Annotated in this window: 18 protein-coding genes; 10 read left to right on the top strand and 8 right to left on the bottom strand. The window is 64.9% G+C overall.

Annotated features, from left to right (window positions below):
• Together GH663_RS15055 and pbpG are read left to right on the top strand one after the other, a co-directional pair.
• Window positions 1–126 (top strand): phosphate acyltransferase (locus GH663_RS15055; RefSeq protein ID WP_153132517.1); only part of this gene is annotated, 126 nt, incomplete at its 5' end.
• Window positions 127–229: 103 nt separating this feature from the next.
• Window positions 230–1,339 (top strand): D-alanyl-D-alanine endopeptidase, encoded by a 1,110-nt coding sequence (gene pbpG / locus GH663_RS15050; protein WP_153132516.1) that lies wholly within the window; start codon window positions 230–232, stop codon window positions 1,337–1,339.
• Window positions 1,340–1,391: 52 nt separating this feature from the next.
• Here pbpG and GH663_RS15045 read toward each other — a convergent pair whose 3' ends face one another.
• Entirely contained in the window at window positions 1,392–2,120 is a 729-nt protein-coding gene (locus GH663_RS15045; protein ID WP_153132533.1) for an IclR family transcriptional regulator, read from the bottom strand.
• A 142-nt stretch (window positions 2,121–2,262) separates the two neighbouring features.
• On the opposite strand from GH663_RS15045, the gene GH663_RS15040 reads away from it, so the two are divergent.
• Genes GH663_RS15040 through GH663_RS15015 form a run of 6 tightly spaced genes read left to right on the top strand, consistent with a single transcriptional unit; the run spans window position 2,263 to window position 6,952 of the window.
• Window positions 2,263–2,994 carry a (Fe-S)-binding protein gene (locus tag GH663_RS15040; RefSeq protein WP_153132515.1) on the top strand — a complete coding sequence of 244 codons (732 nt, stop codon included), beginning with the start codon at window positions 2,263–2,265 and terminating at the stop codon, window positions 2,992–2,994.
• Window positions 2,994–4,436, top strand: coding sequence for a lactate utilization protein B (locus GH663_RS15035; RefSeq protein WP_153132514.1), 1,443 nt, complete (start codon window positions 2,994–2,996; stop codon window positions 4,434–4,436). The genes GH663_RS15040 and GH663_RS15035 overlap by 1 nt, the downstream gene beginning before the upstream one ends.
• 2 nt (window positions 4,437–4,438) lie before the next feature.
• Window positions 4,439–5,137, top strand: a complete 699-nt coding sequence (locus tag GH663_RS15030) for an aldehyde dehydrogenase family protein (protein WP_153132513.1) — start codon at window positions 4,439–4,441, stop codon at window positions 5,135–5,137.
• Window positions 5,137–6,093: a D-2-hydroxyacid dehydrogenase gene (locus GH663_RS15025; RefSeq protein ID WP_153132512.1), complete on the top strand. Its 957-nt coding sequence runs from the start codon at window positions 5,137–5,139 to the stop codon at window positions 6,091–6,093. Before GH663_RS15030 ends, GH663_RS15025 begins: the two co-directional genes overlap by 1 nt.
• Complete coding sequence (locus GH663_RS15020) at window positions 6,090–6,734, top strand: LutC/YkgG family protein (protein WP_153132511.1); 645 nt, start codon at window positions 6,090–6,092, stop codon at window positions 6,732–6,734. The genes GH663_RS15025 and GH663_RS15020 overlap by 4 nt, the downstream gene beginning before the upstream one ends.
• 2 nt (window positions 6,735–6,736) lie before the next feature.
• Window positions 6,737–6,952: an RNA-binding S4 domain-containing protein gene (locus GH663_RS15015; RefSeq protein WP_066884318.1), complete on the top strand. Its 216-nt coding sequence runs from the start codon at window positions 6,737–6,739 to the stop codon at window positions 6,950–6,952.
• A gap of 43 nt (window positions 6,953–6,995) precedes the next feature.
• Here GH663_RS15015 and GH663_RS15010 read toward each other — a convergent pair whose 3' ends face one another.
• The 4 genes from GH663_RS15010 to GH663_RS14995 all read right to left on the bottom strand — a co-directional run bounded on the left by GH663_RS15010 (window position 6,996) and on the right by GH663_RS14995 (window position 12,256).
• Window positions 6,996–7,256 (bottom strand): hypothetical protein, encoded by a 261-nt coding sequence (locus GH663_RS15010; protein WP_153132510.1) that lies wholly within the window; start codon window positions 7,254–7,256, stop codon window positions 6,996–6,998.
• 51 nt (window positions 7,257–7,307) lie between these two features.
• Window positions 7,308–10,466 (bottom strand): bifunctional diguanylate cyclase/phosphodiesterase, encoded by a 3,159-nt coding sequence (locus GH663_RS15005; protein ID WP_153132509.1) that lies wholly within the window; start codon window positions 10,464–10,466, stop codon window positions 7,308–7,310.
• Between the two features lie 105 nt (window positions 10,467–10,571).
• Window positions 10,572–11,216: a DUF47 domain-containing protein gene (locus tag GH663_RS15000; RefSeq protein ID WP_153132508.1), complete on the bottom strand. Its 645-nt coding sequence runs from the start codon at window positions 11,214–11,216 to the stop codon at window positions 10,572–10,574.
• Window positions 11,213–12,256 (bottom strand): inorganic phosphate transporter, encoded by a 1,044-nt coding sequence (locus GH663_RS14995; RefSeq protein ID WP_153132507.1) that lies wholly within the window; start codon window positions 12,254–12,256, stop codon window positions 11,213–11,215. Before GH663_RS14995 ends, GH663_RS15000 begins: the two co-directional genes overlap by 4 nt.
• A 262-nt stretch (window positions 12,257–12,518) precedes the next feature.
• Between GH663_RS14995 and GH663_RS14990 the strand changes: the two genes are divergently transcribed.
• Entirely contained in the window at window positions 12,519–13,391 is an 873-nt protein-coding gene (locus GH663_RS14990; protein ID WP_153132506.1) for an alpha/beta hydrolase, read from the top strand.
• 45 nt (window positions 13,392–13,436) lie between these two features.
• Here the strand turns inward: GH663_RS14990 and GH663_RS14985 are convergent, their stop codons facing one another.
• The 3 genes from GH663_RS14985 to ccoG all read right to left on the bottom strand — a co-directional run bounded on the left by GH663_RS14985 (window position 13,437) and on the right by ccoG (window position 18,632).
• The gene (locus tag GH663_RS14985) at window positions 13,437–16,094 is read right to left on the bottom strand and encodes a PhnD/SsuA/transferrin family substrate-binding protein (RefSeq protein WP_153132505.1); all 2,658 of its coding nucleotides are present in this window, start codon (window positions 16,092–16,094) and stop codon (window positions 13,437–13,439) included.
• Complete coding sequence (locus GH663_RS14980) at window positions 16,091–17,077, bottom strand: ABC transporter substrate-binding protein (protein WP_153132504.1); 987 nt, start codon at window positions 17,075–17,077, stop codon at window positions 16,091–16,093. Before GH663_RS14980 ends, GH663_RS14985 begins: the two co-directional genes overlap by 4 nt.
• Window positions 17,078–17,216: 139 nt before the next feature.
• Entirely contained in the window at window positions 17,217–18,632 is a 1,416-nt protein-coding gene (gene ccoG, locus GH663_RS14975; protein ID WP_153132503.1) for a cytochrome c oxidase accessory protein CcoG, read from the bottom strand.
• A 343-nt stretch (window positions 18,633–18,975) separates the two neighbouring features.
• On the opposite strand from ccoG, the gene GH663_RS14970 reads away from it, so the two are divergent.
• Window positions 18,976–20,319, top strand: coding sequence for a sigma-54 interaction domain-containing protein (locus tag GH663_RS14970; protein WP_153132502.1), 1,344 nt, complete (start codon window positions 18,976–18,978; stop codon window positions 20,317–20,319).
• The last annotated feature ends 72 nt before the right edge of the window (window positions 20,320–20,391 follow it).

Here is a 20,391-nt window from a genome sequence, read left to right as displayed (position 1 = left end):
GGCGACAACCTGACCATCGGGCCGATCCTGCTCGGGGCGGCGAAGCCGGTCAACATCCTGACCCCGACCGCCACCGTACGCCGGATCGTCAATATGACGGCACTTACAGTGGTTGATGCTGTATAAATTGTTGCTTTAAGTTATTGTTGTATCTAATTATTTTTATTGAAATTTCACTATCCCCTGCTAAACTGGGCTAGAATTTCCCGGTGTTGGCAGGAGATAGTGAATGAAACGGAAAATTAAGGCTGCCCTGTTGCTCGGGGCCTTGCTGGGGGTTGGCTTGAATCCCCCTTTGCTTGCCGCGACCGGCAAGAAAGAAAGCGAACAGACCGCCAAAAAAGGCACAACCGGCAAAAAATCCCAGGTGGCTGCCAAGCCTGCCGTGAAATCGGCTGCCAAGCCGGCAACCACCAAGAAATTCGCGGCTGCACCTGCACCTGCGCCTGCACCTGCAGCGAAGCCAAGCAAGTCGGTCAAGGCACCGGCGACCCGAGCCGGCAAGTCCGCCCAGGTGTCCTCCGAAGCAGTCAAAAAACCAGTCCGTCGAGTTTCGATGGCCGATATCGACCCGAGCCGTCTGGCCCTCTATTCGTCGTCGGCGCTGGTCATCGATCAAAGCACCGGTCAGGCTGTGCTCGAAAAACACCCTGACACCGTCGTGCCGATCGCCTCGATTTCCAAGCTGATGACGGCGATGGTCGTGCTCGATGCCAAGCTCGATCTGCAGGAAGTCATTGCCATCGGCGAGGACGATGTCGACGGCCTGAAGGGCACGCGTTCGCGTTTGCCGGTCGGGACGACGATGACGCGTGAAACGGCGATGCTGCTGGCGCTGATGTCTTCGGAAAACCGGGCGGCTCATTCGCTCGGTCGTCATTATCCGGGCGGTATGCCGGCTTTCGTGCAGGCCATGAACCGGAAGGCGCAGGCGTTGGGTATGGTCAATTCTCGTTTCGAGGAGCCGACCGGTCTGTCGAGCAATAATGTGTCGACCGCCCACGATCTGGCGCGGATGGTTACGGCGGCGGCACGTTACCCTGAAATCCGTGCCTTCTCGACGACGGCGGAAGCGCGCGTCGAACTGAATGGCCGGCCGACCGATTTCCACAATACCAATGCATTGGTCCGCAGCGACAACTGGGAAATCGGCGTTTCGAAGACCGGTTACATTTCAGAGGCAGGCCGTTGCCTGGTGATGCAGGCGCGGGTCGCCGACAAGCCGGTGGTGATTGTGCTGCTCGACTCGGTCGGCAAGATGACCCGGGTCGGTGATGCCAACCGGATCAAGCGCTGGATGGAAAGTGCAAGCCTGGTCTCGGAGCGCCGTCCGGCCTGATTGGCGGGATGAGCAAGAAAAGGCCGCTGTGTGCGGCCTTTTTTGTTGCCGTTTATTTCTTGAGGCCGGTATAGCCGAGGGCGTGCGAAACGGCGTCGGCCGTTTTCTTGACCTGTTTGGCCCAGTCTGGATCGTGCCGGTCGACCGGGGCGGATACGGAGAGGGCGGCGATGATCTGGCCTTCGTCGTCGCGGATCGGCGCGGCGACGCACTTGAGGCCGATTTCGGCCTCTTCGACGTCGTAGGCGATGTCGTGGCGGCGGACCTTGTCGAGTTCCTTTTCCAGCGTCGCCAGCGTGGTCAGCGAGTGTGGCGTCTTGCCGGGCAGGCCGGTGCGCTTGGCGTATTCGCGAATTTTTTGCGGACCGTCGGCGGCGAGGAAGAGCTTGCCAAGCGAGGTCAGGTGCAGCGGGGCGCGGCCGCCGACCAGATAGACGACGCGGACCAGCGAGCGGCCGGACGAGGTGCGTTCGAGGTAGACGATCTCGTCGTCGTGACGGGCGCCGAGATTGATCGCTTCGCCGATCTGCTCGTGCAGTTCCTGCATGAAGGGCAGGGCAACTTCGCGCAGGCTGATGCGGGATTTGACGATGGCGCCGAGTTCGAGCAGGCGGATGCCGAGCCGATAAGTGCCGGCATCTTGACGTTCGACAAAGCGCGCGTTGGTCATTGCTGCCAGAATGCGGTGCGCGGTTGACGGGTGCAAATCGGTCGCGTTGGCAAGTTGCTTCAGGCTGGCTGATTCGCTCGAGTTGGCCAGCGCATCGAGCAGCGACATCATGCGCTCGATGACCTGGATGGAGCCGGGAGTTTTTACCGACTCTTTGGTGGAGTCGATGGCAGCTTGAGACAACTGGATTCCTTTATTGGTGCTGTTTGAGTAGCATTAGCCACTTCGTTTTCTTGTGCGGTGCAATATTAGCATGCGCTTAGCCCTCTACGTTACCTGCCTCGTGGACCTGATGCGACCGTCGGTCGGCTTTGCCGCCCTGCGTTTGCTGGAGGCTGCCGGGGGCGAGGTTTTTGTGCCGGAAGGCCAGACTTGCTGCGGTCAACCGGCCTGGAATGCCGGAAACCGGGCGCTTGCCGTCGATTTGGCGAAGAAGGCCATCGGCGAACTGGAAGGCTACGATTACGTGGTGATTCCGTCCGGTTCCTGTGCCGACCAGATCCGCAATGTCTATCCGCAACTGCTGGCCGACGATGCCGACTGGGCGCCGCGGGCAACGGCGCTGGCCGCCCGGGCGCGCGAGCTGACCGAGTTCCTGGCCGAGGTCAGGCCGCTGGCGCAAATGCCGGCCGAATTCGCCGGCAGCGTCACCTACCATGATTCCTGCAAGGGCCTGCGTGGCCTCGGCATCAAGCAGCAACCGCGTGACCTGCTGATGAAAGTACGCGGACTGGACCTGCAGGAGATGCCGGATTGCGAGGAATGTTGCGGTTTTGGCGGGGCCTTTTCGGTCAAGTACGGCGAAGTGTCGACGCAGATTGTCGACCGCAAGTGCGCCTCGATCGCCACGGTCGGGGCCGATGCCGTGGTCGGCGGCGATCTCGGCTGCCTGATGAATATCGAGGGCCGCCTGCGTCGGCGCGGCGATGAGAAGACGCGGGTGCTGCATATCGCCGAAGTCCTGGCTGGCGGGGACGGCGCCTGATGCGCGCCGCCGAGCATTCGCAGGCCATGCATTTCCAGGCGCGGGCCGGCGAGAAGGTGCGCAATCCGGTATTGCAGCGCGCCTTGCAGAAAGCCAAGCCGCTGTTCGTCGGCAAGCGCGCCAAGGGCATCGCGGCGCTGGCCGAGGACGGCCTGGCCTTCGAGCCTTTGCGTGCGGCTTGCGAAGAGATCCGCAATCGCGTGCTGGCCGATCTCGATGTCTGGCTGGCCATTTTCGAGGAGCGGGCCAAGGCGACGGGGGCCGAAGTGCTGTGGGCGCGCGATGGCGACGAAATCTGCGATCTGGTGATCGACGTCGCCCGCCGGCATGGCGTGACCAAGGCCGCCAAGTCGAAGTCGATGCTGTCGGAGGAGGCGCACTTGAACGAGGCGCTGGCCGCCGCCGGCATCCGCCCGGTGGAGACCGATCTCGGCGAGTACATCGTGCAGTTGGCCGGCGAAACGCCGTCGCACATCATCGCGCCGGCCGTGCATAAGACCATCGACGAGGTCGAGGCATTATTTGCCCAGGAGCATGGTCGACCGCCGGAACCGCGCACGTCGGCCGACATTCCGGCGATGACGCGCGAGGCGCGCCAGGTGCTGCGCCAGCATTTCCTGAGCGCCGAAATGGGCATCACCGGCGCCAATTTCCTGATTGCCGAAACCGGCACCGCGTCGCTGGTCACCAACGAAGGTAACGGCCGGATGGTGACGACGCTGCCCAAGGTGCATGTGGTGATCACCGGTATCGAGAAAATCGTCCCGACGCTGGAGGATTTCGCCACGCTGATGCGCCTGTTGCCGCGCTCGGCGACCGGCCAGACGATTTCCAACTATGTTTCGCTGCTCACCGGGACGAAACGGCCGGGCGAGTACGACGGCCCGGAAAAGACGGTCTTCATCCTGGTCGATAACGGTCGCGCCGCCCTGCTCGGCTCGGCCTATCAGGACATGTTGCGCTGCATCCGCTGCGGCGCCTGCATGAACCATTGCCCGGTCTATTTCTCGCTGGGCGGTCACGCCTACGGCTGGGTCTATCCCGGCCCGATGGGCTCGGTGCTGACGCCGCTCTATACCGGCATCGAAAACGCGCTCGACCTGCCGCATGCCTCGACCGGCTGCAACCAGTGCGGCAGCGTTTGTCCGGTGCGCATTCCGCTGCCCAAGCTGATGCATCGCCTGCGCGAAGAGCAGGTCGAGCGCGGCCTGCGCCCGTGGTCAGAAAGTTTCGGCCTCAAGGCCTGGGCCTGGCTGGCCGGCAAGCCGAAGCTCTACCGCTGGTTTGCCCGGCGGGCATCGCGCTATCTCAACTGGCTGGCCGACGACAGCGGCCGGATCCGCGTTTTTGGCCTGGCCCCGGGGTGGACCGCCGGCCGCGACCTGGCCGCGCCGCAAGGCAAGACATTTCACGAACTTTACGCAGCAAGAAAGCGAGCTTGAGCATGGATTTCTCTCCCGAAGGCCCGAAGGCCATCCCGATGTGGGTTAACGGCCACGCCTTTCTCACCGTCGGCAATGCCTTCTATGACGTGACCAACCCGGCGACCGGCGAAGCGATCCACCGCGTGCCGCTGTGCGGCGCCAGCGAAGCGGCCGAAGCGGTGCTGGCGGCGCGCACCGCCCAGCCAGCCTGGGCCGAGATGGGGCTGCCGGCCCGCCGGGTCTGCCTCGGCAAGCTGGCCGATGGCCTGGAAGGTTATAGCGGTCATTTCGCCAAGCTGCTGATCGCCGAAACCGGTATCGACGAAGCCGCCGCCGCCGCCGAAGTGGCGGCCGCGGTCGAGGCGCTGCGCGGCGTCAGCGTTGGCGACACCGGCATCATCGGCCTGGTCTTCGATGCCTCGCGGCCGCTCGCCGCCTTTGCCGAGGTCATGGCTCCGGCCGTGCTGGCCGGCGCTACCGTCGTCGTCAAGCCCAGCCCGCGGGCGCCGTCCTGCGCTTTCGCGCTGTGCGAGCTGTCGGCTCGGGCCGAGTGGCCGGCCGGCGTGCTCAACCTGCTGCAGGGCGACACGGCGGCCATCGACGGCCTGTGCATTGCGGGTATCGACCGCCTGGTCTATCGCGGCAATGCGGCGCTCGGCGTCGATATCGGCGCCATCGCCGATGCCGCCAAGACGCCTTATGTGATGCTGGCCGCCTGATGCAGCGCATCGTCTATCTGGAGCGCGATTCGGTCATCGCCGAGGTGCGCCGTCCGGCCTTCGCCCATGAGTGGACCGAGTACGCCAGTACGACGCCGGCGCAGGTGATCGAGCGCCTGGCCGGGGCGACGATCGCCATCATCAACAAGGTGCCCTTGCCGGCGGCTGCGGTCGACGCGCTGCCCGACCTGAAAATGGTCGCGGTGGCGGCGACCGGTACCAATATCGTCGATCTCGACGCTTGTCGGGCGCGCGGTATTGTCGTTTCCAACATTCGCGGCTATGCCGAGCACACGGTACCCGAGCATGTGCTGGCGCTGCTGCTCGCCCTCTCGCGCAACCTGGTCGCCTGGCGCGAAACGCTGCAGGCCGGGCGCTGGCAGCAGTCCGACCAGTTCTGCCTGTTCGATCACCCGATCCGCGACCTGCATGGTGCGACGCTCGGCCTGATCGGCAGCGGCAGCCTGGGCAACGGCGTCGTCCGGCTGGCCGAGGCCTTCGGCATGCGCGTGCTGCGTGCCGAGCGCAAAGGGGCGACCACTGTGCGCCCCGGCTACACCGCCTTTGTCGAGGTGCTGCGCGAGGCCGACGCGATCAGCCTGCATTGTCCGCTGACCGACGAAACCCGGGGCCTGATCGGCGAAGCCGAACTGCGCGCGATGCGTCGCTCGGCGCTGCTGATCAACACCGCACGCGGCGGCATCGTCGATGAAGTGGCGCTGATCCAGGCGCTCAAAGAGGGCTGGATCGGCGGCGCCGGTTTCGACGTGATCACTGCCGAACCGCCGCCGGCCGGGCACCCGATGGTCGCGCCGGAACTGCTGGCCTTGCCCAATTTCCTGCTCACCCCGCATGTCGCCTGGGCCAGCCGGCCGGCCATGCAAACGCTGGCCGACCAGTTGATCGACAACATCGAAGCCTTCGTCGCCGGCGCCCCGCGGAACCGGGTCGCATGACGGCGCGCGACGAGATTCTCGGCCGCGTCCGGGCCGGCGTCGGCAAGGAAGATTTCGCCGCCCGCCGGGCTGCCGCCGAAGCCTACATGGCAGCGCGCCGGCGCGGGCCGCAGCCGGTGATCGGCGGCGAACTCGCCACCCGTTTCCGGGCCAAGGCGGAAAGCCTGTCGAGTACCGTCGAGGCGGTGGCCGAGGCGGGCGAAGTGCCGGCCGCCGTCGCCCGTCATCTGCAGCAGCATGGGCTGCCGAGCAGCGGCGTCGTGACCAGCGATGTGGCGGCTTTCGACTGGGCCAGCAGCGGTTTGCAGCTCAGCCCAAGGCCGGCGGTGGACAGCGATTTGCTGGGTATTTCCGGCTGCTTCTGCGCCGTCGCCGAAACCGGCACGCTGATGTTGCTCTCCGGGCCGGAGACGCCGGCCAGCGTCAGCCTGCTGCCGGAAACGCACATTGCGCTGGTCGAGGTGTCGCGCATCGTCGCCACCATGGAAGACGCCTTCGCGCTGCTGCGCAGCGAGCGGGGGAGCCTGCCGCGTGCAGTCAATTTCATCTCCGGCCCGTCGCGGACCGGCGACATTGAACAAACCATCGTCCTCGGCGCCCACGGGCCTTGCCGGGTACATCTGATCCTGATCGGAGCCTAGTCATGACCATCCAGTTTGCCGTGCACGGCGAGTACATTCAGCTCGACCAGCTACTCAAGGCGACCGGCCTGTGCGATTCCGGCGGTTCGGCCCACATGGCGATCGCCGAGGGCATGGTCAAGGTCGATGCGGCGGTCGACACCCGGAAAAGGGCAAAATTGCGGCCGGGGCAGACGGTCAGTTTTGCCGGTGAAACGGTGGAGTTGATCGCCGAGTAAGAACACGGCCGCCCGGGCAATGACCGGGCGGATCAGAGCGCAGCTAGCGGTCGCGGACGCGGCCGAAGATTTCGGCGGCGCTTTCCACGACGAGGGTTGTCGTCGTGCTTTCATCCGTGGTGGTTACGGTCTCGCTGGTGTAGCGGCCAAAGTACAACTGCCATTCCGATTCCGAGACTTCGCATTCTTCGATTTCCGGGATGCGCCGCTCGGTCGTCCGCCGTCTTTCCTTCCAGCCGTGGGGCGGGCCGATGTCGTTGCAACGGCGGTCCGCTTGCGCCCGGCGTTCAATCGTCTTCTTCATGGCGCCCTCCCTTGGTTTGTCACCTGCTTGGTGCCTTACGCGCAGCATAAATTAGATCACGACATGCGGTGGCGGTTCCTTGGGCTGTTGCCAGTTGTCCGGGGCGCGCCAGGTGCTCAGCCAGTGCGCCAGGTCGGCCGCCGGCATCGGGCGGGCGATGCCGTAGCCCTGGCCGAGCGTGCAGCCGAGTTCGAGCAGGGCCGAGCCGTGCGCCACGCTTTCGACGCCTTCGGCGATCACCTTACGGTTGAAGGCTTCGGCCAGCCCGATGACGCCCTTGACGATGGCCATGTGCTCGCTGTCGTCGAGCATCGCGCGGACGAAGGACTGGTCGATCTTCAGCGTGTCGGCCGGCAGGTGTTTGAGGTAGAGCAGCGATGAGTAGCCGGTGCCGAAGTCATCGAGCGCGAAGGAAATACCCATCCGCCGGCAGGCGCTGATCACTTCGGCGGCATGGGCCGTGTCGTGCAATGCCGCCGTTTCGAGGATTTCCAGTTCGAGCAGGCGGCTAGGCAGTTCGGGAAAGGCAGAGAGCAGGGCGGCCAGGCCCTGGGCGAAATCCGGTTGCTGCAAGTGGCGGGGCGAGACATTGACGCTGATGCAGAGCTCGATGCCGGCGCTGTGCCAGGCGTCGAGCTGGGTCAGCGCGCGGTGGATGACCCATTCGCCGAGGGTCACCGAGAAGTCGGTATCCTCGGTCAGCGGCAGGAATTCGCCGGGCATGACCAGGCCGCGTTCCGGGTGGCGCCAGCGGAGCAGTGCCTCGGCGCCGATGACGCGGCCAGCCCGCATGTCCACCTTGGGCTGGTAATGCAATTCGAACTCACCGGCGGTCAGCGCCTGCTGCAGGCGGTCGAGCGCCGTGCGTTCGGCCCGTGCCGCCATATCCTTGAAGGGGTCGAACATGAAATAGCGGTTGCCGCCGCTCTGCTTGGCGATATACATCGCCTGGTCGGCGTGGCGCAGCAGGAGATCGGGATCGGCGCCATCGTCGGGGAAAATGGTGATGCCGATGCTGGCCGAGACATGGCCGGTTTCTTCGGCCAGCTGGTAAGGCTGGCGAGCACAGTCGATGATGCGCCGAATCACTTCGATGCATTCCTCCTGACTGTCGAGGTCGTTGATCAGGAGGACGAACTCGTCGCCGCCGAGGCGGGCCAGCGTGTCGGTCAGGCGCAGCTCCTTGCGCATGCGCTGGGCGAACTCGATCAGCAACTGGTCGCCGGCGGCATGGCCGAGGCGGTCATTGACCTGCTTGAAGCCGTCCAGATCGAGCAGGCAGACGGCCAGTTGTTTCTGGTTGCGCTGGGCGAGGGCGATCGACATGTGCAGGCGGTCGCCGAGCAGGGTCCGGTTGGGCAGTTCGGTCAGCGGGTCGAAGTGGGCCAGCTTTTCCAGCCGCTGCTCGTGTTCCTTCTGCAGCGTGATGTCGGCAAAGATGCCGACATAGTGATCGACCTTGCCGCTGCCGTCGCGTACGGCCGAGATGGTGAGCAGTTCGGCGTACAACTCGCCGTCCTTCCTGCGGTTCCAGATCTCGCCCTGCCAGTAGCCGTGTTCGGCCAAGGCTTCCCACATGCTGGTGAAAAAACCGTCGCTTTGCTGCGTCGACCGCAGCAAGCTGGGCTTGCGGCCGATTACTTCGTCACGGCCATAGCCGGTGATGTCGCAGAAGGCCTGGTTGACGTCGATGATCCGGCTCTGGGCATCGGTGATGATGATGCCCTCGCGGGCGTGGGAAAAGACGCTGGCCACCAGGCGCAGTTGCTCGGCCGCGGCGTGTCGTTCGGAGACATCGAAGCAGGCACCGAGATAGCCGATGAATTCGCCGTTGATGTCGAGGAAAGGCCGGCCGACGTCGAGCAGCCAGCGATATTCGCCATCGTGCCGGCGCAGTCGGTATTCCAGCGAAAAGGGCTGGCGCTGCTGGAAACTGTCGAGGTAATGCGCGATGGTCGCCTGGCGATCCTCGGGGTGGAGGCCTTCGGCCCAGCCGTCGCCGAGTTCCTGATCGAGCGGGCGGCCGGTGAAGTTGAGCCAGGTGCGATTGAAATAATCGCATTTGGCATCGAGTCCGGAACGCCAGATCAGGGCCGGGAAGCTCTCCAGTACCGAGAGATAGAAGTCGCGCGAACGACCGACTTCGCGCTCGCTCGCCGCCAGTTCCGCGGTTCGCGCGGCGACCCGGCTTTCCAGTTCGCTGCGCGCCTCGTTCAGTGCCTGGTCGGCGATTTCCCAGCGCCGGGCAACGACGAAGGCGGTGGCCAGGCCGACACTGCCGCAAGCGAGCAGGATCAGTGCGACGAGCAGCACGCTCTCGCGGACGGCGTCCTTGTATTCGGCCAGCACGCCGTCCAGCCGGCGCTGGAGGACCAGGTTCCAGCCGGCGTTGAGGTGCTGGAAGAAACTCAGCCATTCGGTGCCGCTGCTGTCCGTCCACCGCGTGAAACGCACTTCGCGGCCGGTCTCTGCGCCGGCTTGCAGCAAGGGGTGCTCGTAACGGAAGAACTGGCCTTCCGGGCCGATCTGGGCCGGGTCGGTATGGGCGATCAGCTTGCCCTGGCGGTCGGTCAGCAGGCCGACATCGAAGGGCGCGATGTGCTGGGCGGCGACCAGTTCGGACAATTGCTGGAGCAGCAGCACGGCGCCGAAGTGGGCATAGATTTCACCGTCGGCATCGAGCAGCGGAATGTCGATGACGACGGCCAGTTTGCCATCGGCCCCGATCAGGCTGTCGGAAATGGCCGGCCGCTTGGTCCGGCTGGCTTCCTGAAAGTAGGCGCGGTCGGCCAGGTTGTACTTTTTCAGCGAGCGCTGAACCTCGTACGGGTGCGACAGGTAATGGTCGCCATTGGGCAGCAGGATGAAAACAATCGACAGCGCATCGCTCTGGGCGAGCAGGGTGTCGAGCACCCGGCGCTTGTCGGCTTCGTGCTCGGGTGGAATGCCGTTCAACTGGCGGTCGACCGCGGCAATCGCATCGAGCCGGGTAAATTCCTTGAACTGGCTGGTGTAGGAGAGCAGGGTGCGCGCTTCGTCGATCTGCCGCTGCATGGCCTGACCGATCGAGCGGACCAGTGCCTTGTGCTCGACCGACCAGCGCTCAATGGCCAGTTGCCGGTGCGAGTGTTCAAGGAAAATGGCAATCGTCGCCAAAGCGACAATGGCGGGCAAAATGAAGGCGAGCAGAATTTTCAGCTTCTGCGTCATTCCTCGCAATCTCCTGAGCTTGGTGTGGTTGAAGCGCTCTGGCGGCGCTTTCAGGCGCGGGGCTTGATCATCATAAAACAGATTTTGTGATGGTGAATTTGATCCTCAACACATTTTGACCACAATGTCGTGCAAGGTGTTGGCGCAATTGGCCATGCGGTCTGCGGCATTGGACAGGTGGCGATAGATTTCACGCCGTTTGAACATGTGGATGTAATCGTCTCCCTGGAACAGTTCGGCGATCGCCCGGCGGTAGGCTTTCTCGACCTTGCGTTCGGCCTTGCGCGCGCTGTCGGCATCTTCGGCGGCGCCGGCCGGCTGCTTGGCCAGCTTGGCATAACCGAGGGCCAGCGCATCGGTGCCGAGCTTGATGTGCATCGCCATTTCCAGGCAGCGCTTGTCGGGGGCAAGGCAGAGTACGTCCATTTCGCTGACCGTCGTCTTGCAGTAATTGACCACTTCGTCGAGGTCGATGATGGCGCGGTAGAGGTCTTCACGGTCGATCGGCGTCGCGAAGGCCTCGTTCAGCGTGTGCAGGTTGCGCACCTTGATGCGGTCGGCTTCGTGCTCGTCCTGGCGGATTTGCTGGCCGGTCGCCGGATCGCCGCTTTCCATGAATTCGACGAGCAGGCCGGCGGTGTGCGCGACATGCTGGCACTGCTCGGTGAGCAGCGTGAAGAAGTCCGGCATTTTCGGGAAAACGCGTTCGAACAGGCGGCGGAAGATGGGCGGGCGGTTTTCTTCGCTCATGGCTGGCCTCCGAGAAAGAGATTGACCAGGGCATAGGCCTGGATGGCGACGAGGGCGGCGCCGGGGATGGTGATCAGCCAGGTCAGCGCGATGTCCTTGGCCTTGCTCCAGCGCACGGCGCGCGGCCGCTCCGAGGCGCCGATGCCCATGATCGAGGTAGCGACGACATGGGTCGTCGACACCGGGGCGCCGCCGAGCGAGGCGGCGAGGATCACTGCGGCCGAGGTCAGTTGCGAACCGAGGGCGTGGATCGGTCGCACCCGGTAGATGGCGAAGCCGAGCGTGCGGACGATACGCCAGCCGCCGGACATGATGCCGAGCGTGATCGACGAGGCGCAGGCGAGCATGACCCAGAACGGCACTTCGAAACTTGGAATGAAGCCGCCGAGGAGCAGGACCAGGGTCAGGATACCCATGCTTTTTTGCGCATCGTTGGCGCCGTGCGAAAAGGCGAGGCCGGCGGCGGTGACGAACTGGGCGGCGCGCAGCCGCGAATTGGCGGCCGGGTTGGCGGCGAGCAGCGCCGTGGTCAGCAGACGGTGGGTGACGAAGCCGGCCCAGAAACCGATCAGCGGCGACAGCAGCAGGGCGGCCAGGACCTTGACGATGCCGGTCAGGCGCCCCTCGGCCAATTCGGCAAAGCCCCAGACGACATGCTCGCTGCCGACCGAAACGACGACGGCGCCGATCAGGCCGCCGACCAGCGCATGCGAGGACGACGACGGAATGCCGAAATACCAGGTGCCGAGGTTCCAGACGATGGCGCCGAGCAGGCCGCAGAGCAGGATCGACAGCGAGAGCAGCGGCGCCACGCCGTCGAGGGCGACGAACTTGCCGATGGTGTTGGCGACCGCGGTGCCGCCGAGCAGCGGCCCGAGAAACTCGAAGACGCCGACGATGATCACCGCCTGGGCCGGCGTCATGGCGCGCGAGGCGATGACGGTGGCGACGATGTTGGCGGCGTCGTGAAAGCCGTTGGTGTAGTCGAAAACGAGGACGATGACGACCGTCGCAATGGCCAGGATGAGCAGGGTGTCCATCGCGCGTCCCGGCGGGTCAGGCGGGGCTGGCCGGCAGATCGGGGCAGGGGGCTGGGCGCATGGTTTCCTCCTCTTTTGCGAACCAGTATAGCGCCGATTGAGCGGCGGTTTTCCTTGCCGGACGGCGATTCCTGCGGTCGACGGCGTAAAATCAGCAAAAACCGATATTCAGGAAGGACGTGCCATGCGCCACCCGGATTTTGCCCAGAATTCCTGCCGCTTTGCCCCGGGCCGGGCTGGCAGCTTTCAAGGGCTTCGCTGAATGCTCGGCTGGTTGATTCCGCTCGGGCTGGGCCTCGGGCTCGGTGGCCTGAATTTCGCCATCCGCCGCGCCCTGGCCGCCGAGCGGGTGGTCGAGTCGGCCGAACCGGAAGGCCTGCCCTGGCGTGCGGTGCGGGTGCCGACGGCGAATGGCAAGCAGTTGTTTGCCTGGTTTATTCCGGCTGCACCGGGAGCGCCGGCGCTGGCCGTCATGCACGGCTGGGGCGGTAATGCCGAAATGATGTTGCCGCTGGCCGGGCCGCTGCATGCCGCCGGCTATTCGCTGCTCTTGCTCGATGCGCGTTGCCACGGCCGCAGCGATGGCGACAGCTTTGCTTCGCTGCCCCGCTTCGCCGAGGATCTGGAGGCCGGACTGGCCTGGCTGCGCCAGCAAGCCGAGGTCGATCCGGCGGCGCTCGGCGTGGTCGGTCATTCGGTCGGGGCGGGGGCGGCACTGCTGGTTGCCGCGCGCCAGCCGGAGCTGAAGGTCGTCCTCAGCCTGGCTGCCTTCGCCCATCCGGCGTCCATGATGCGGCGCTGGCTGGCGGCCAAGGGCGTGCCGTACTGGCCGTTCGGCGCCTATGTGCTGGCTTATGTGCAGCGCGTGATCGGCCACCGCTTCGAGGCGATCGCGCCGCTCAACAGCATTGCCGCGATCGACTGCCCGGTGCTGCTGGTGCATGGACTGAACGACCCGGTCGTGCCGGTTGACGAGGCGCGGGCGATCCACGCCCGGCGGCGCAGCGAACGGGTCGAACTGCTGCTGGTCGCCGGCAGTCATGACGACTACGGCGATATCGGCCTGCAGTTCGGTGCCATTCTGGCTTTCATGGCGCGCGCCTGTCCGGTGGGACCGGCCGGCGGCGAAATCTGAGCGTTCGCGGCAGGCCTGCGGTCGACCGGCGCTACAGGCCGTTTTTCAGCGGCCTTGCTCCAGCCACTGGTTGAGCGTCGCAAACAACACGGCCGGTTTCACCGGCTTGGCGAGAAAATCGTTCATGCCGGCCGACAGGCAGTTCAGGCGGTCTTCGGCAAAACTGTTGGCGGTCATCGCGACGATCGGCAGGTGCCGGGCCTTGGGCAGCAGGCGGATCTGGCGGCAGGCTTCGAGGCCGTCCATTTCCGGCATCTGCATGTCCATCAGGATCAGGTCGTAATCGCTGGCTTCGACGCGGCGCAACGCGGCGAGGCCGTTGTCGGCGGTGTCGACCTGCAGGTGGACTTCGCGCAGGAAGTGCAGGGCGATTTCTCGATTGACCGGCTCGTCCTCGACCAGCAGGATGCGCCGCCCGGCATGCCGGTGCAGCAGATGCTGCCGGGGGTCTTCCGGAACGGCCGGGGTGGCGAGCGGCTGCGGCGTCGCGACCTTTTTCAGGCGGACGGTGAACCAAAAGGTACTGCCCTGCCCGGGGCGGCTCTCGCCACCGGCGTCGCCGCCCATCAGGCGGGCCAGTTGCCGGGTAATGGCGAGGCCGAGGCCGGTGCCGCCAAACTTGCGGGTGGTCGAACTGTCGGCCTGCTCGAAGGCTTCGAACAAGCGGGCGAGATCGTCCGGCGCGATGCCGATGCCGGTATCGCTGACTGCGAAGTGCAGCAGGCTCGATGCCGGGTCGTCGTCGATGATGCGGCAAGCCAGCGTGACGCTGCCCTGCTCGGTGAATTTGATCGCGTTCGACGTGTAGTTGAGCAGGGCCTGCTGCAGCCGGGTTTGATCACCGCGCCAGAAAGTGCTCGGTATGTCGGTGGCGACCCGCAGTGCCAGGCCCTTGGCCGTTGCGTGCTCGGCCATCATCGATGCGATGTTGCCGAGGATGGCGGCCGGCGAGAAGTCGCTTTCCTCCAGCGCCAGTTTCTCGGCCTCGATCTTCGACAGATCGAGAATGTTGTTGATGATGCCGAGCAGATGCTGGCCGGCTCGCTCGATCTTGTCGATCCGCTCGTCCTGTTGCGGCGGCAGGCCGCTGCGTTTCATGACGTAGGCCAGGCCGGTGATGGCATTGAGCGGCGTGCGGATTTCATGCGACATGTTGGCCAGGAAACTGCTCTTCGCCCGGTTGGCTGCCTCGGCCCGGTCGCGCGCCTCGACCAGTTCGCGCGTCCGCTCGCGGACCAGCTCTTCGAGATGGTGACGGTGCTGTTCCAGTTCGTCGTTGGTCCGCTTGCGCTCGGTAATGTCATGGCCGACACCGAGCACGCCGAGCACTTCGCCGCTTTCGCTGCGCATCGGCACCTTGGTCGTTTCGAGCAGGATGCGCCGGCCGTCACTGGCCATATTGACCCATTCCTCGTTGATGCTCGGCTGGTCGGCGGTCAGCGCCTTGCGATCATTGGCGCGGAAAGAATCGGCCAGTTCGCGCTCGATGAAGTCGTAATCGCTCTTGCCGACAATCTCGCTTTCCCGGGCTCCGAAAAAGGCTTCGAAAGCGGGGTTGCAGGCCATGTAGGTGCCGTTCAGGTCCTTCAGCCAGACCAGGTTGGGTAGGGTCTGGACCAGCGTTTTCAGGATGCCGCGTTCCTGGGATAGCTTGTCGGCGTAGCTTTCGCTCTGGCGGCGGGCCGAATTCAGTTTGCGATTGCTCAGGCTGAGCCGGATGGCGAGAAAGCTGATCGCCAGCGCCGCGCCGACGCCGAGCAGCAGGAACAGCCGGTAGCGCTGCCAGACGTCCTGCCAGGTGAATTGGGGCGGCGCCGCGAAGGGCGGCAGGCGCAGGTCGCGCATCGCCTGTTCGACCGGCGAATAGTCGGCCGGAATGTTGAAGCCCTGGATGCCGGCAGCGCGCGCCGCCGGGTGCTCCCGGTTCAGCGTCAGCAAGGCAATCGTTGCCTGGCGGGACAGTTGCGGATCGACGTGCGGCATGGCGACGAACGGCCATTCCGGGTAAAGGCGGGTCGAGGCGACGAAGGGAAAGCCGGATAGCGGCTGGCGGTTGATGACGTCGAGTTGCCCCGGCGTCAGCTTGCCCTCGTGAATCAGGCTTTCCAGCGTACCGGTACGGATGAAGCCGGCATCGGCCCGGCCGTCGAGCACGGCATCGATCACCTGCTCCTGCGGCTGGCCGGTAAAGATAATGTCGAGTTCATGGATATCGATGCCCTGCTGGCGCAAGGTCTCGGCCTGGGCGACATAGCCGGCCAGATAGACGGGGCCGGCCGCGGCCACCTTCTTGCCGCGCAGATCGGCCAGTTGGTGCAGTTCATTGCGTTCCCGGCGGCGGACGATGACGCCGCCCAGGGCCGGCGCCGGGATACCGTCTTCGAGCCGCGCCAGCGTGGCGAGGGCGCCAGTCATCGCGCTGTTCTCGCGCAAGTGAATGAAGTGGGTCGGGTCGGTCAGCACGAAATCGAGCTGGTTGTTGCGGATTGCCGCATCCATTTCTTCCTGGCTGAGGATCTGCAATTCCACCTTGTGCCCGGGAATGGTCTGCCCCAGATAGTCGGCCAGCGCCTGCCACTGGCTGCGCAGCACGCTGGGCGGGCGATAGGCGAACAGGCCGAGGCGCAGCACCTCCTCGGCCTGCGCGGTGGGCGGCAGGCAGGCCAGGGCGAGACAGAGCGCGATCAGGGGGCGCAGTTTCATATGTGGTCGCTGTCCGGCAGATAAGCGTCACTGATCAGGCCGTGCAGATCATCGGTCTTGCTCAGCAGGCCGCCCGCCAGCATCAGGCTGGACAGCTCACGGCCGACCGCGGCCAGGCGGCCGTTGGCGGTGAGCAGGCTCTTGTTCTGGGCGAGACCCGGCAGGTGCAGGCCATGGAAGGCTTGCAGGGCATCGTCGCCGGGTAGCCCGAGGTGGCTGCCAATCCGGTAGGCGGTGTCCTGGGGATTCTGACGGAGCTGGCGCAAACCGCGAAAATGGCCGCCGATCAGGGTTTTGACCGCTCCGGCATGGCGCTCGATGGCATCCTGGCGAATTGCCAGTACGTCGAAGATGGTTTCCGGGAATTGCCGGCTGTCGATCAGGCGGTGGGCGCCGGCGGCGAGTACGCGGCCGACGGTTGGTTCGTAGCTGACCAGGGCATCGAGCCGGCCGCTGCGCCAGGCGTCGAGATGTCCTTCCAGGGCGATTGGGCGGATCTCGACGTCGCGCGCCTGCAGTCCGGCTAGGTTCAGTACCTTGGCCAGGACGAGGGCGCCGAGGGCCGAGGTTTCGGCGCCGATCACCTTGCCGCGCAAGTCAGCCAGCTGGCGGATCTCCGGGCGGGCGACCACGACGTCGGCGCCGGCCGAGATATCAAAAACGAGGACGACGGTCAGCGCTTGCCCCTCGGCCCGGGCCCGCAGCACTTCATCGAGGGTCAGCGCGGCAGCCTGGACCTGGCCCTGGGCGAGGGCGGCGATCGATTGTGAGGCGGAGGCTGTTTCGAACAGGCGGATTGCCTCGTTCGGCAGCCAGCCTTCGCTGCGCGCCAGAAACATCATTTCGTAGCCGGGCCAGGCATGGCTGGCGACAGCCAGCGGGGCGTGGCTCTGGCAGCCGGACAGCCAAGGCACCAGCGATGCGGCGGCCAGACGGCGCAGCAGTCGGCGGCGGGCTGGGCGAGGCGGGGAAAACGCTGGCACGTTGTGCTTCTCGGCGGGATGGGGCTGGCCGGACTATAGCAAAAATGCCGCTGGTCTGTCCGGTCCCGCTGCCCGCTCGGCGGACGAAAAAAAGGCGGGAGACCAGCTCCCGCCAAGGCGGAGTCGGTTTGCCCTGAACTCAGGGCATCAGGAAAGAGGCCTTTTCGCGAACCTTGATCTCCGGATTCTCGCTGGCGACGATTTCGAAATGAATCGGATTGGCGCCCTGCTTGCCGGATTCCGGCGGCACGCGGACGACGGTGTTGAAACCCTGCAGCGTTGCGGCCGGGACCTCGACTTCGCTGTCGCCGGCAATGCCGACGCCGTTCAGGCCATCCACCGTCACCTTGTAGCGGTGCGGCTGTTCCTCGGTGTTCATGATCTGCAGCATGTAGACGTTCTCGATGCTGCCGTCGTCGGCTTCGCGGGCCAGCGTCGAGCGGTCGCGGATGATGTCGACCTTGAGCGGGATGCGGTGCGCCAGGAACCAGGTGGTCAGGCCGAGAATGATGGCGAGGATCACCGTGTACAGCAGGATGCGCGGGCGGACGATGTGGGCGATGATCTCCTGGCGCGTCAGGTGCTTTTCCAGCGCGTTTTCGGTCGAATAGCGCACCAGGCCGCGCGGCAGGCCGACCTTGTCCATCACCTGATCGCAGACGTCGATACAGGCGGCACAGCCGATGCACTCGTATTGCAGGCCGTTGCGGATGTCGATGCCGGTCGGGCAGACCTGGACGCAAAGGCCGCAATCGACACAGTCGCCGAGACCGGCCGCCTTGGCGTCGACGCCTTTCTTGCGGGCGCCGCGCGTTTCGCCACGGGCCGGGTCATAGGTGACGATCAGCGTGTCGGGGTCGAACATCACGCTCTGGAAGCGGGCATACGGGCACATGTACTTGCACACCTGCTCGCGCATGAAGCCCGCCATCAGGTAGGTGAAGCCGCCGTAGAAGAAGATCCAGAAAGCTTCCCACGGGCCAAGGTTCCAGGTGCGGACGTTCTCCATCAGTTCTTCAATCGGCGTGAAGTAGCCGACCAGCGTGAAGCCGGTCCACAGCGAGAGAAGCAGCCAGAGCAAGTGCTTGGTGCCCTTGAGGCGCAGCTTGCGGGCGTCGAGCGGTGCCTTGTCGAGCTTGATGCGGGCATTGCGCTCGCCCTCGATCCAGTTCTCGATCCACATGAACAACTGGGTATAGACAGTCTGCGGACAGGCGTAGCCGCAAAACAGCCGGCCGGCAATGGCGGTGACCAGGAACAGGGCGTAGGCCGAAACGATGAGCAGGGCCGACAGGTAGATGACATCCTGCGGCCAGAAGACCAGGCCGAAAATGTAAAACTTGCGTTCGACGAGATGGAGCAGGATCGCCTGGCGCCCGTTCCAGTCCAGCCACAGGCCGCCGTAGAAGAGAATCTGGGTGAAGATGACGAGGCCGATGCGCCAGTTGTCGAACAGGCCGCGGACCCCCTTGGCGTAGATTTTCTTGCGTTTTTCGTAGAAGGAAACTTCGATCGGGGGCGTTTCCGGGGTCTGGCTGGGGCTGACTTGGCTCATTGATCTCTTGGCTCTGAATTAGGGTTGGAAACCGGCCTCACTGCTGTCCGGAGTGTTCTGGCGACATCAAAGCAAGCCTGCGGGGCGAATGCGTTGAACATGTCGCCGACGCTCTCCGGGTAGCTTGACCACCCCCTGGGGGAAAGGGAGGAAAGCGCTGCTCTGGATGGCGTGACGTCCGGTCTCCATGACTTTAGTAACAAAATACGTGCCTGCCTGGGCAAGCTGGCTGCTTGGTCGATAAATCAATGTCTTGGCCAGTTTTTGTGGCAGCGCTGCTGGCCTGTGGCGAGTGCTTGTGACAATATTGACAGTCAAAATTGGCAAAACGGGTGGCGATGACATGACGGCACACTTTCTCAGCGAACTGCTTTCCTTTCTCGATGGCCTGCCCGAGCCACGCATTGTGATGAATGCGGATTACCGCATCGTCGCCGCCAACGCCGCCTATATCCGCGAGTTCGGAGGCGGCAAACCGATTGTCGGGCGCACTTGTTACGAGGTGTCGCACCATTTCGACGTGCCCTGCGACCAGGCCGGCGAATCCTGCCCGCTCAAGCAAAGCCTCGAAGCCGGCACGCCGCAGCACGTCCTGCACCTGCATCACACGCCGCGCGGCGAGGAGCATGTCGCGGTCGAAACGACGCCGATTCGCGACGACCGGGGGCAGATCGCCTATTTCGTCGAAACCATGCGCGTCGTTCGCCAGGCCAGCAGCCGGGCGGCGGCGCAGGGGCTGGTCGGCCGTTCGCCGGCTTTCATCGGCATGCTGGAAAAGGTCTTGCGCGTCGCCAACTCGAATGCGGCGGTCGTGCTGCTCGGCGAAACCGGCACCGGCAAGGAACTGGTCGCCCATGCCATCCATGAGGCCAGTGCCCGCGAGGAGGGGCCATTCGTCGCGGTCGACTGCGCCGGCATGACCGAAACCCTGTTCGAGAGCGAGCTGTTCGGCTACGAGAAGGGCGCCTTCACCGGCGCCACGCACCGCAAGCAGGGGCTGGTCGAGGCTGCAGCCGGCGGCACGCTGTTTCTCGATGAAATCGGCGAATTGCCGCTGTCCTTGCAGGTCAAGCTGCTGCGCCTGCTCGAAACCGGCACCTATCGCCGGGTCGGCGGGCTGGACTGGCTGCCGGCCGATTTCCGGCTGATCACGGCGACCCATCGCGACCTGCGGGCCATGGTCCAGGCCGAAACCTTCCGCCGCGACCTTTATTTCCGCATCAACACCTTCCCGATCCACACCCCGGCGCTGCATGAGCGGGCCGAGGACATCCCGCTGCTAGCCGCTTCCCTGCTCGAACGGGTCGATCGCAAGCCCGGCCGCAAGTTCTCGCCGGCGGCACTGGCCTGGCTGAGTGGCCGGCGCTTCAGCGGCAATATCCGCGAACTGCGCAACCTGATCGAGCGCGCTTCCCTGCTGGCCGATGGCGACACGCTGGAACTGCCGCACCTGACCGAAATGGCCGAAGATCTGCCGGCGATCTTGCCGAATGGCAGCGGCGCTTTTCAACTGGCCGAAGTGCTCGATCTGGAAAGTGTCGAGCAGCGCTACCTGGCCTGGGCGGTCGACCGGCTGGGCGGCGATCTGCCGACGCTGGCCGGGCAGTTGGGCATCAGCCAGCGCACGCTGTATCGCAAATTGCAGGCAGTGCGCCAGGGGGCCAGCAAGCAGGGGGGCTCCGCTTAGTCATTCCCGCGCAGGCGGGAATCCAGAACTGTCCAGGCGCGGAAAGTGGCGGGTCGTGCTTGCCTTCGGATA

The organism is Dechloromonas hortensis (assembly GCF_009469765.1).
Classification (GTDB): domain Bacteria; phylum Pseudomonadota; class Gammaproteobacteria; order Burkholderiales; family Rhodocyclaceae; genus Azonexus; species Azonexus hortensis.
This window is presented reverse-complemented; position numbering and strand designations above follow the sequence as displayed.

Bases quoted from the DNA above. Each gene is read 5' to 3' on its own strand.
- pbpG (WP_153132516.1), top strand. From the start codon at position 230: ATGAAACGGAAAATTAAGGCTGCCCTGTTGCTCGGGGCCTTGCTGGGG.
- GH663_RS15045 (WP_153132533.1), bottom strand. From the start codon at position 2,120: ATGATGTCGCTGCTCGATGCGCTGGCCAACTCGAGCGAATCAGCCAGC.
- GH663_RS15040 (WP_153132515.1), top strand. From the start codon at position 2,263: ATGCGCTTAGCCCTCTACGTTACCTGCCTCGTGGACCTGATGCGACCG.
- GH663_RS15035 (WP_153132514.1), top strand. From the start codon at position 2,994: ATGCGCGCCGCCGAGCATTCGCAGGCCATGCATTTCCAGGCGCGGGCC.
- GH663_RS15030 (WP_153132513.1), top strand. From the start codon at position 4,439: ATGGATTTCTCTCCCGAAGGCCCGAAGGCCATCCCGATGTGGGTTAAC.
- GH663_RS15025 (WP_153132512.1), top strand. From the start codon at position 5,137: ATGCAGCGCATCGTCTATCTGGAGCGCGATTCGGTCATCGCCGAGGTG.
- GH663_RS15020 (WP_153132511.1), top strand. From the start codon at position 6,090: ATGACGGCGCGCGACGAGATTCTCGGCCGCGTCCGGGCCGGCGTCGGC.
- GH663_RS15015 (WP_066884318.1), top strand. From the start codon at position 6,737: ATGACCATCCAGTTTGCCGTGCACGGCGAGTACATTCAGCTCGACCAG.
- GH663_RS15010 (WP_153132510.1), bottom strand. From the start codon at position 7,256: ATGAAGAAGACGATTGAACGCCGGGCGCAAGCGGACCGCCGTTGCAAC.
- GH663_RS15005 (WP_153132509.1), bottom strand. From the start codon at position 10,466: ATGACGCAGAAGCTGAAAATTCTGCTCGCCTTCATTTTGCCCGCCATT.
- GH663_RS15000 (WP_153132508.1), bottom strand. From the start codon at position 11,216: ATGAGCGAAGAAAACCGCCCGCCCATCTTCCGCCGCCTGTTCGAACGC.
- GH663_RS14995 (WP_153132507.1), bottom strand. From the start codon at position 12,256: ATGGACACCCTGCTCATCCTGGCCATTGCGACGGTCGTCATCGTCCTC.
- GH663_RS14990 (WP_153132506.1), top strand. From the start codon at position 12,519: ATGCTCGGCTGGTTGATTCCGCTCGGGCTGGGCCTCGGGCTCGGTGGC.
- GH663_RS14985 (WP_153132505.1), bottom strand. From the start codon at position 16,094: ATGAAACTGCGCCCCCTGATCGCGCTCTGTCTCGCCCTGGCCTGCCTG.
- ccoG (WP_153132503.1), bottom strand. From the start codon at position 18,632: ATGAGCCAAGTCAGCCCCAGCCAGACCCCGGAAACGCCCCCGATCGAA.
- GH663_RS14970 (WP_153132502.1), top strand. From the start codon at position 18,976: ATGACGGCACACTTTCTCAGCGAACTGCTTTCCTTTCTCGATGGCCTG.